Annotated in this window: 10 protein-coding genes; 4 read left to right on the top strand and 6 right to left on the bottom strand. The window is 57.3% G+C overall.

Features of this window, described 5'->3' with window-relative positions; translation table 11 throughout:
* Positions 1 to 139: 139 nt before the first annotated feature.
* Genes AC5DC2_RS13055 through AC5DC2_RS13035 form a run of 5 tightly spaced genes read right to left on the bottom strand, consistent with a single transcriptional unit; the run spans position 140 to position 5,348 of the window.
* The gene (locus AC5DC2_RS13055) at positions 140 to 1,669 is read right to left on the bottom strand and encodes a tripartite tricarboxylate transporter permease (RefSeq protein WP_024709204.1); all 1,530 of its coding nucleotides are present in this window, start codon (positions 1,667 to 1,669) and stop codon (positions 140 to 142) included.
* Between the two features lie 21 nt (positions 1,670 to 1,690).
* The gene (locus AC5DC2_RS13050; RefSeq protein ID WP_491698789.1) at positions 1,691 to 2,218 is read right to left on the bottom strand and encodes a tripartite tricarboxylate transporter TctB family protein; all 528 of its coding nucleotides are present in this window, start codon (positions 2,216 to 2,218) and stop codon (positions 1,691 to 1,693) included.
* A gap of 3 nt (positions 2,219 to 2,221) precedes the next feature.
* The gene (locus AC5DC2_RS13045) at positions 2,222 to 3,199 is read right to left on the bottom strand and encodes a Bug family tripartite tricarboxylate transporter substrate binding protein (RefSeq protein ID WP_491698788.1); all 978 of its coding nucleotides are present in this window, start codon (positions 3,197 to 3,199) and stop codon (positions 2,222 to 2,224) included.
* Positions 3,200 to 3,237: 38 nt separating this feature from the next.
* Positions 3,238 to 4,314 (bottom strand): sialidase family protein, encoded by a 1,077-nt coding sequence (locus AC5DC2_RS13040; protein ID WP_491698787.1) that lies wholly within the window; start codon positions 4,312 to 4,314, stop codon positions 3,238 to 3,240.
* Positions 4,315 to 4,355: 41 nt separating this feature from the next.
* Entirely contained in the window at positions 4,356 to 5,348 is a 993-nt protein-coding gene (locus AC5DC2_RS13035) for a dihydrodipicolinate synthase family protein (RefSeq protein ID WP_491698786.1), read from the bottom strand.
* A gap of 1,343 nt (positions 5,349 to 6,691) precedes the next feature.
* Here AC5DC2_RS13035 and AC5DC2_RS13030 point away from each other — a divergent pair.
* Positions 6,692 to 7,237 (top strand): hypothetical protein, encoded by a 546-nt coding sequence (locus AC5DC2_RS13030; protein WP_491698785.1) that lies wholly within the window; start codon positions 6,692 to 6,694, stop codon positions 7,235 to 7,237.
* A gap of 29 nt (positions 7,238 to 7,266) precedes the next feature.
* Here the strand turns inward: AC5DC2_RS13030 and AC5DC2_RS13025 are convergent, their stop codons facing one another.
* The gene (locus AC5DC2_RS13025) at positions 7,267 to 7,506 is read right to left on the bottom strand and encodes a hypothetical protein (RefSeq protein WP_491698784.1); all 240 of its coding nucleotides are present in this window, start codon (positions 7,504 to 7,506) and stop codon (positions 7,267 to 7,269) included.
* Between the two features lie 315 nt (positions 7,507 to 7,821).
* On the opposite strand from AC5DC2_RS13025, the gene tnpA reads away from it, so the two are divergent.
* From tnpA to tnpC, 3 genes are all read left to right on the top strand, one after another.
* Positions 7,822 to 8,232, top strand: coding sequence for an IS66-like element accessory protein TnpA (gene tnpA / locus AC5DC2_RS13020; RefSeq protein WP_491698783.1), 411 nt, complete (start codon positions 7,822 to 7,824; stop codon positions 8,230 to 8,232).
* Positions 8,229 to 8,576, top strand: a complete 348-nt coding sequence (tnpB, locus tag AC5DC2_RS13015) for an IS66 family insertion sequence element accessory protein TnpB (RefSeq protein ID WP_491698782.1) — start codon at positions 8,229 to 8,231, stop codon at positions 8,574 to 8,576. Before tnpA ends, tnpB begins: the two co-directional genes overlap by 4 nt.
* A gap of 45 nt (positions 8,577 to 8,621) precedes the next feature.
* Positions 8,622 to 9,883: IS66 family transposase (tnpC, locus tag AC5DC2_RS13010; protein WP_491698781.1), on the top strand; the 1,262-nt coding region annotated here is incomplete at its 3' end.

Below are 9,883 nucleotides of genomic sequence, written 5' to 3'. Positions count from 1 at the left end.
TCTACGCATCGTGCTTTCCGAAAATCGATTCCGATTTTCGGGCCGATGCGCTAGCTTTTCCATTTGATGCCGCACTTACCCGGACAACAAGACCGGCAGTTTTCCGCCGGCTTTTTGTTTGGGTCTGATGTGTCGCGTTCTACGCGCTCAAACCGTCTTCGGCTGCCTTGCGAGCCTGACGGCGCGCCTTGATCTTCGGGCCTATGACCGGGATCGTCAGGGTCAGAAGCGCAATGACCAGGAAAATTGCACAGACCGGGCTGGTCGCAAAGATCGAGAAATCGCCATCGGACATGATCAGCGAACGCCGCAGATTGCCTTCAACCATGGGCCCGAGAATAATGCCGATGATGACCGGCGACATCGAGAAGTCGAGCTTCAGCATGACGTAGGCGCAGACCCCTGCAATCATCATGACGAACACATCGGTCATCGTATTATTCACTGAATAGGCGCCAACGGTGCAGAGCACCAGAATAATCGGAACCAGCAGCTTACGGGGAACTGACATGACGCGGGTGAACAGGCGGATCGAGGAGAAACCCAGTAGCCCCATCATCAGGTTGGCGACCAGAAGGCCGATGAAGATCGTGTTGACCTCAACCGGGTGCTCTGTGAACAGCAGCGGACCAAGCTGGAGACCCTGCACCATGAAGGCGCCCATCATAATGGCTGTTGCGCCATCGCCTGGAATACCAAGCGTCATCAGGGGCACCATGGCACCACCGGCAACCGAGTTGGCTCCGGCTTCAGGTGCGGAAACCCCTTCGATCGAGCCTTTGCCGAATTCTTCCGGATGCTTCGACCAGCGCTTGGCTTCCGTATAAGAGATGAAGGAAGCAATATCGCCGCCTGTGCCCGGGATCGAGCCGATGGCAGTACCAATCGCGGAGGACCGGATATAGGTCGGCAGAACGCGACGGAAGTCGGCCCATGTCGGCAGAACGCGGGTGATTTTCGTTTTCGGGCGGGCTGGAGCATTTTCGCGGATCTCCTTCCAGTTTTCCTCGATCCCCAGAAGGGCCTGCGAGAAAGCAAACAGGCCGACAAGAACCGGGACGAAGGAAATACCACCCATCAGGTAGAAGGAATCGAATGTGAAGCGCATGCCTGCGGTCATCGGATCAAGGCCAATCGTAGCGATAAACAGTCCGATGCAGCCACCCATCAGGCCCTTGATAACCGATTGGGAGGAAACCGAGGTGATGATGGATATCCCGAAGACGCCGAGCGCGAAATAATCCGGAGCAGCCAGTCCTGTGGCGACCCTTGCAAGCTGCGGCGCAATGATGATGAGCGCAATCGCGCTGAAAAGACCGCCAAACATCGAGCTTGCGGTTGAAAGGCCCAAAGCCCTTCCAGCCTCCCCCTTCAGCGTCATTGGGTAACCATCCAGCACCGTTGCGGCGGATGCGGGTGTTCCGGGTGTATTGATCAGGATGGCGCTGATCGAGCCGCCATAAATGGCGCCGCAATAGACGCCGAGCAGCATCAGGATACCTTCCAACCCCTGGAAGGAGAATGTCAGCGGCATCAGCAGAGCGATGCCCATGTTCACAGTCAGGCCCGGCAGCGAACCAATGAGAATGCCGGCAAGCGTGCCCATAAATACGATCAGAAGCGCCTGATAGCTGAAAACAATGCCTGCAGCTTGAATAATATCATGCATGATCTTGGTTCCTTCCCGGCGCTATTCCAGAAATGCCGGGGCCGGCAGCGAAATGTTGAAGATGTGAACGAAGAAGAACCAGATGACGCCGATGGCGGCGGCGGTTGTAACCCCGATAATCAGCGGGCGTCGTTCACCCATGATCAGCATGATGATCGGCATCATGATGACGCCTGCAATCACAAAACCTGCCCATACCATCAGCGTTGCAAAACCAAAGGCAACGGCTGCGGCAAGATAGGCCAAAAGATTTCCCGGAGCGCCAAGAATGACCTCGCGACCTGCATTGATAACGGGAAAGGCAAGAACCTCAATCAGTTGAAGAAGACCGAGGCCGATCAGAAGCCAGGCGATCATGTGTGGCCAGAAGGCTTCTCCGGGAACACCATCCGGTGACATCGTCGAAAGACCACGGGAGAACCAGAAGATGCCAAGGCCAAAAAGAATGGAAACGGCAGCCACCAGAACATTGTATTTTTTCATTGCTTTCCTCCCCGCCCGGGGCCGCGGCCCTGAATTTTCAGGGCCGCGGTTGAGCGCAACAATCATTGCTTACTGGGAATTTTTGGAGTCTTCGATGAGCTTGGCGTACATTTCATCGTCACGCTTCATCATGTCCTGAACTTCATCACCAACCAGTGTGCTGGGCATGATGCCCTGGTTTTTCATGGCCTGCTGGAAGTCAGGATCCGCAGCAACTGCCTTGAAGACTTCGATCAGCTGACCTTTGACCTCTGCCGGCATGTTGGCCGGGCCTGCAATGGCTGCCCATGCACGCAGCTGCGTATCTGTACCTGCGCCCAGAACTTCATTGAAGGTGGGAACATCGGGGAACAGTGCAAAACGCTTGGAATCCATGACGCCGAGCATACGCAGTGCACCGGCATCGATCTGCGGCTTGGCTGCACCCGGTGTGGTGACAACGGCGTCAACATGACCGCCAACGAGCGCGGCGATTGCCGGGCCAATGCCTTCAGAATACGGAATCCGCTTCAGGTCGATACCCAGCTGCTGTTCCATGTTGATCGTAGCAAGATCATAGATCGCGCCCGTTCCGGAGTTGGCAACCTGGATTTTCCCCGGGTTTTCCTTGGCAGCTTCGACGAAATCCTCCAGCGTCTTGTACGGGCTGTCGGCGTTGACAACCAGAGAAGCCGGGTCGGCGATCGGTGCATAAAGACCGGTGAAGTTCTCGTAGTTGACCGGCGACTTGTTCTGATGCGGGAACATAGCCAGTTCAACGGTGGTCATGACCAGTGTCTGCCCATCGGGTTTTGCGCGGGCAGCCTCGATCAGGCCCGTCACGCCGTTGCCAGCGGGCTTGTTTTCCGGAACGAAAATCACGCCTTCCGGCAGGTATTTCTTGGCATATTCCAGTGTCAGGCGGGCTGAGGTATCCGTGCCGCCACCCGGATTCTTCGGGATGATGACGGTGATGTTCTTCTTCGGATAAGTCAGCTCCTGCGCTGTGGCCTGCACGCTGGCCAAAGCCAGTACGCCACAAAGCGCCAGTCCAATTGCTTTCAGCATTCTCAACTCCCTTGTTGTGCTGGTTATTCCCGGTCTGTCTATCTCTTTTGCAGACCGGAAAACGAGCCATCCTCCAGTGTCAAATGGCAGTAGACGATTGACTTACGGTTGTGTGTGTAAGTCAGGTGAAGCTCTTTGCCTCTGGCAATGATTGCCGGATACGAGAACTCGCCCTCTTCAGTCTCGAGGTCGATAACTCGTTGAAAAGTTTTGGCATTATCATTTGAAAGCGCCAGGGAAAGAGGCGTACGACGGCCCCAGTTGCCGCCATTCGGGTTATAGGCAAGCGCAAGTACGCCGCCGGTTTCGGCAACATCGATGCCGGAATTGTTATTGACGGTTCCGGTCGGATAGGCCTCAGACCATGTCCGGCCGAAATCATCGGAATCTGTTCTGTAAAGGTGACCGCGGGTCGAGCGCATCAGCATATGGATTTTGCCCGGAGCCGATTCCCACGCGCTTGGCTGGATCACCCCATCCCATCTGAAAACCTTCTGCGGATCGGTTTCCCACAACGCGTTTTCGGCCAGTCCGCCCCAGACGCCGCCATTATCGTGCGGGTCACTATTGCTGTGGTGGGCGAAGGGAACATCGCAGCGGGTCCAGCTTTCGCCTTCGTCTGCGGAAATATCCGCGAATGCATCCCAGATCTCTTCGGTTTCAACCGAAGCCGGAGCCAGCCATTCACCATTGGACATCACAAGAAGCTTGTTCTTCACCGGGCCTCGCGGTCCGCTGTCACCGGGAACCAGCTCAGTTGGCTTTGACCATGTCAGTCCGCCATCATGCGAGAGGCTCCAGCGCGTCGTCCATGTGTGGACCGTCGGGCCGACCTTGTAGAATAGCCAGACCGTATTGCCTTCGTTGAGGAGAACCGGATTCCAGTGCGCAAGGCCGTCTTCGGCAAAGAGGCGGCGGGGGGGGGCCCAGCTTTCGCCGTCTCCGCGCACGGTCCAGATGGCGACATCGCCTTCGCCTTCGCGCTCACCGCCGAAAAAGGCGGTGAGCCGGGTATTGTCTGGGAGGACAATAACAGTGGAAGCGTGGCAGTTCCGAAACAGGGTATGGTCTGGCGGAACGATAAAGGTTTTTGTCTTTAGCTTTACATTCATCATCGACAAGGTCTCCTCCTCTTCGATAACAGTGGTCGTTCAGTCTACTCGGCCGCAACCCGGCTTTCCGGTTGAGAAGCCGTTGCGGGAAGGCCGAGTTCAAGCGTCTGGCTCAGCCAGTCTCCGAGAGCAATCATCTGCGAAACTGTCGACGAGACATGATTGTCGAAGTAGCTGCCGGTGGTCAGCGAACGGCATTTCACTGATGCAAAATTGCCGACGGCTTTCTGAAAATCCTTGGCGCAGGCTGGGTAACTCATGCTTTCTGTCAGGGCGGCCAGCGACAGGAATTTGGACAGAATCTCCGCTTTTCCGGGCTCTTTCTGCCAGTTTTCAAACAGCCAGACATAAAGTGCAGGATGGAAGTTTGCCATCACGCCGCTGTAGCCATGGCAGCCTGCTTTCATGCTCTCCAGGAGCGTCTGGGCATTGGCGTTGGCGATATGCAGCCGGCTTCCCTTAGCCAGTTCGGCGCGTCGGCGCAGCATCTCGATGTTGCAGCAGGTATCTTTGAGAAAAGTGAAGCGACCGGACTTCGCGGCCCATGATACGGCTTCTTCGCTCAAGAGGCGTTTATAGGGGTAGGGGCACTCATAAACGCCAAGGCCGACATTGGTCGGCAGCTTTTCTGTCAGAGCAGCGAGATTTTCCAGGACTATGGTATCGGATTGATCCTGAGCGGCCAGCCGATTGGAGATCATGATGACGCTGTCAACGCCGCATTCAGCAATCGCCTTCAGTTGCTCTGCTTGATGGCCGGGCGCATTGCCGGTGTGGCCCGACGCAACAACCGGCGCACGGCCATCAACATAGTCGACGACGAAACGGGTCAGCTTTTCCGATTCGGCATCGCTCAGAAAGAACATCTCGCTCGACTGGCAGTTGGCGAAAAGACCGTGAACGCCGGCCGCCAGATACCAGTCGATCAGATTTTCAAGCGACGCCCAGTCGATTTCGAGGTTCTCGGTAAACGGGGTCAGCATAACAGGCCAGATGCCTGTGTGGTGGTCGTGCGCGCTTTCGAGTGCCTTGGTCATTTGTCTTTCCTTGCTGCAGGAAGCGCACCTTCTTCAAGGCCACTGCCCCGCGCCTAAGTCTGGTCTGAGCCGCAGCATCGCAGTGTCCCGGACACGGCAGAAAGCCCTCAGAGCGCTCTTTGAAAGGCAGCTGCGCAAAACTGCATTTCGCCGAAAGTTGGCAAGGCTTCTGCAGCTCACATCGTTCGCAGTGATTGTGCTGCTACGTGTTAGCATTGATGCTTACTCACTTTTGCGTGGTTCGACAAGATATAAAATGATCAATAGTAGATATTTTTGAATTAGTAATCAAATAAGTGATTGTATCAGTTGAGATTTGTCATTTCGGCGAAGATTGCCCCGAAGCGAACGCGTGGTATCTGTCCCTTGGCATGCCGCTTTTTGGGAGACGGACAAAAGGTGAAATGCGGCTTTTAGAGGACTTCAGGCTGCACAAGGCGTTGGTTGCCGCCTCAGGCGCGGCAAAGGCATCGTATCTGTAGGAGAAAAGATGCAGTGCTGTGGTCAGCCACGTAAGCCAGGAATGTGCTGGCGCTTTCGCGCACTGGCTTGGGCGGCCTCGGTATTGGTCTCAGAGGTACGTATAATCTGCGCCGAGAAGGCATGCGCTGTTTGCATGGCCAACATCGAAAAGTTACGTCGGAATATCCGAAACTCTCACTTTTAACCGGAATCTTGCGTTCCACGCCCTGAGTGATGCGCTAGGCGCATAGAAACGATGCGGATACAGCGGTAGCTCGTCCATCTTTGTTGGACGTATATTGGTTCGTACAAATTAACGACTATAGTGAGGATTATGTTATGACGAACCGTCCTTTCAGCGATGAAAATTGTGCAGGCCACACCAGAAGCCGGAGCTCTTTGGCACGTTTCGCACGCGGCATTGAAGGTTTCATCGGTGACTTCAACGAAAACCGGGCCGAAGCCCGCCGCCGTTGCCCGAATGCACCGCGCTGATCAGGTTGGCAACAGCTTGAAACGATCCGACGTCGCAGCGTCTCTTTGTTGATTGCCACTGAGAACTGACCCGCCGTTTCCACCGAGAGTTGGTTCTGACGCACTTTTGCTGACGTGTAGCCCTTAGGCCGTAAACCCGCAAACGGGGTTCACATTGGCACGTTGGATTGATTCGATGGCCCCGCGCGGAACATTTTACGGGGAGGCTCCTACCTGATCGCCGATTTCGACGATGACATCCTGTTCGGAAATGGCGGAGCGTATGAGGAACAAGAGGAAGTGGTGGACGTCGAGAAGATTCTCCCCGCCCCACGCGGCCCGAAGCACCCTTGCGCATCGAACACGACGGCTGGTCGTATCCATAAGTGCATGAAAGGACCCACTCAATGAACTTGATCCAAGCGTCTCGCCTGGCAACCTTCGGCCTCGTCCTCTGCCTGGTCCAGCCCGCACAGGCTCAAATCGCAAGAACGCCGGTCGGCACGGTCGATGCCACCATCGATGGCACGCCCTATCCGGGGGAAACGCTCGATATCCCATCAGAGGGGACGTCGACGGCTGAATTCCGATCCATGGGGCCGGTGACGTCCATTTCCATCCAGGCGCACAACCCCGAGGCCGAGAGCATCATGCGCGACGTCCTGACGATCGAGGTTTCGCTGATGGGTGGCGATGCGTCGTCCTCCATCATGGATGTGTCGGTTTCCTGGTGGCCGGACGGGATGAGCGAACCTTTCTACCTCAGCGAAGATAGCGGGACGCCCCCCGAGATCGTCTTTGATGCGCTTTCTTTGGAAGAGGGAGCCGCCGCCGCTCAAGGCCGCTTCTCGGCTGTCGTCTGCCGCAGGGACAGCATGTTCGCGGACGCTGATAAGAACGACTGCCGACAGGTTGAGGGCGCCTTCGATACGGATCTGCGCAAGGCCGCTTGAGACGGCTTTTTTGGGCTTGCCAATCGAAATCAGTCTCGAACCATCACAAAGCGGATGTCATCCTTCGTGCTGCCGTAGACGCGATCGCGGTAGGAATCGACCGGCAGGTCGAACGAGCCGATATTGGGCGTTGCGATGGCGGACAGGGTGATCGTGCGGCCCTTGCGTTCCAGCCATTGATGCGGCTGACGCCGTTGATGCTGCCGAGACCCTCGACCAGGTTGCAGGCAAACGTGCTGAACGGCGACAGGCGGCCGCCCTGTCCGCATTGCTCGCTCTTCAGCTTGACGATCGTGACAGCAGGACAACCGTGATCCCGGTGAGTGACCGATGAAACGGCGGCGAAAAGCGGTCAGAGAGAAATCAGCCGCAACAAGAGATTCAAGCTGAAACCTAGCCTTAAAATCGGACCATACCTATACAAAATCGGCAATCAAATCCACGCTCTGGCTTCCGAAGAGCCTGCCTTTATCGTCGCCAATAAAGCGACTATTTGGACTTACGAAGTATGCCTCCGGTGAAGGCCGTCTTGCGAGAATGGCGTGAACATTGGAAGTCCTAGTGCAAACACTAGGAGTAGTCCTATGACCAAGCATTCGATTGAAGTGATCACGTCTGTCGAGCGCCGTCGGCGCTGGTCTCGCGAGGACAAGGAGCGGCTGGTTGCCGCCTGCCTTGAGCCTGGTGCGGTTCTTTCCGAGATTGCACGATCGGCCGACATCCACGTGAGTCAGCTCTTTCGGTGGCGCAAGGAACTCTGCCGGATCGAGGAGCCGTCGATGCCGGGATCGAGCACCTTGGTGCCCGTGATCGTTTCGGAGGCCGCGCCGGCAGCCCAGCCTGCTGCCTCAGAAGCGCCGGCCTCATCGCATCCCCGCCGGAAACGCAGCGATGTCACGATTGATCTGGGCCGCGGTCGTCGTGTCCGCGTTGATAGCGACATCGACACGGAGGCACTTGGCCGCATTCTCGATTGTGTGCTGGGTCGGCGATGATCCCGGTTCCTGCTGGTGTGAAGGTCTGGCTGGCGACAGGCCACACGGACATGCGCAAGGGCTTTCCCGGTTTGTCGTTGATGGTGCAGGAGACGCTGAAGCGCGATCCCATGGGTGGACACCTGTTCGTCTTCCGCGGTCGTGGCGGCGGCCTGATCAAGGTCATCTGGCATGATGGCCAGGGAGCGTGCCTGTTCACGAAGAAGCTGGAGCGGGGACGCTTCATATGGCCGTCGGCGGCCGATGGAACGGTGGTGATCACACCTGCGCAGCTCGGATATCTGCTGGAAGGGATCGACTGGCGGATGCCGCAAAAAACCTGGCGGCCGACCTCGGCTGGATGAGCAAAAACAGTGGAATGAGGGGAGCGAATATGATTCCATCAGCCCATGAACGACGCGGCCCAACAGCTTCCGGACGACCTTGCCAGTGCACTTGCTGCGCTGGCTGAAGAACGTTCCCGGCGTATTGCTGCCGAGGCAGAAGCGGCGACGGCCAAAGCAGAGGCCGCCAGCGCGAAGGCGCTCGTATCGCATTCCGAAGCGCTGATCGCGCGGCTGAAGCTGGAGATCGAAAAGGTCCGCCGCGAACTCTACGGTAGCCGATCGGAGCGCAAGGCGCGGCTTCTCGAACAGATGGAACTGCAGCTGGAAGAACTCGAAGCTGATGCCGGCGAAGATGAATTCGCGGCAGAGGCGGTTGCCAACGGTTCTACCGTCAGGGCCTTCGAGCGCAAGAGACCGTCCCGGAAGCCGTTTCCCGAACATCTGCCGCGTGAGCGTGTCGTCATCGCCGCCCCGGCGAACTGCCTCTGCTGTGGCTCGGCCAAGCTGTCGAAGCTCGGCGAGGATGTCACCGAGACCCTGGAGGTCATTCCTCGTCAGTGGAAAGTCATTCAGACCGTGCGGGAAAAGTTCTCCTGCCGTGAATGCGAGAAGATCACGCAGGCCCCAGCGCCCTTCCATGTGACGCCACGAGGCTTTGCCGGGCCCAACCTTCTGGCAATGATCTTGTTCGAGAAGTTCGCCCAGCACCAGCCGCTCAACCGTCAAAGCGAACGATATTCCCGTGAGGGGATCGATCTCAGCCTTTCGACCCTGGCTGACCAGGTTGGCGCGTGTGCCGCGGCCCTCAGGCCCATCCATTCGCTGATCGAGGCCCATGCTCTGGCGGCCGAACGACTGCATGGTGATGACACGACCGTGCCGATCCTGGCGAAGGGAAAGACCGATACCGGTCGCATCTGGACCTATGTCCGGGATGACCGACCATTTGGCGGGCACTCACCACCTGCTGCCCTTTACTATGCCTCACGAGACCGGCGACAGGAGCATCCCGAGCGCCACCTGAAGACCTACACCGGCATTCTGCAGGCAGATGCCTATGGCGGCTACAATCCGCTGTTCAAGGCAGATCGCGATCCCGCGCCTCTGCGCCAGGCACTCTGCTGGGCACATTCGCGTCGTAAGTTCTTCGTGCTGGCTGACATCGCCACGAACGCCAAACGTGGTGGCAAAGCCGCGACGATCTCGCCTATTGCGCTGGACGCCGTCAAACGGATCGATCGACTGTTCGACATCGAACGGGAGATCAACGGTCTTGCCGCCGACCAACGCCTGGAGCGCCGCCATCAAGACAGCCAACCAATCGT

The sequence above is a fragment of the Martelella sp. genome (assembly GCF_984369615.1).
Note: the sequence above shows the minus strand (reverse complement) of the source record. Positions and strands in the feature narration are given on the sequence as shown.

Bases quoted from the DNA above. Each gene is read 5' to 3' on its own strand.
- AC5DC2_RS13055 (WP_024709204.1), bottom strand. From the start codon at position 1,669: ATGCATGATATTATTCAAGCTGCAGGCATTGTTTTCAGCTATCAGGCG.
- AC5DC2_RS13050 (WP_491698789.1), bottom strand. From the start codon at position 2,218: ATGATTGTTGCGCTCAACCGCGGCCCTGAAAATTCAGGGCCGCGGCCC.
- AC5DC2_RS13045 (WP_491698788.1), bottom strand. From the start codon at position 3,199: ATGCTGAAAGCAATTGGACTGGCGCTTTGTGGCGTACTGGCTTTGGCC.
- AC5DC2_RS13040 (WP_491698787.1), bottom strand. From the start codon at position 4,314: ATGATGAATGTAAAGCTAAAGACAAAAACCTTTATCGTTCCGCCAGAC.
- AC5DC2_RS13035 (WP_491698786.1), bottom strand. From the start codon at position 5,348: ATGACCAAGGCACTCGAAAGCGCGCACGACCACCACACAGGCATCTGG.
- AC5DC2_RS13030 (WP_491698785.1), top strand. From the start codon at position 6,692: ATGAACTTGATCCAAGCGTCTCGCCTGGCAACCTTCGGCCTCGTCCTC.
- AC5DC2_RS13025 (WP_491698784.1), bottom strand. From the start codon at position 7,506: ATGCGGACAGGGCGGCCGCCTGTCGCCGTTCAGCACGTTTGCCTGCAA.
- tnpA (WP_491698783.1), top strand. From the start codon at position 7,822: ATGACCAAGCATTCGATTGAAGTGATCACGTCTGTCGAGCGCCGTCGG.
- tnpB (WP_491698782.1), top strand. From the start codon at position 8,229: ATGATCCCGGTTCCTGCTGGTGTGAAGGTCTGGCTGGCGACAGGCCAC.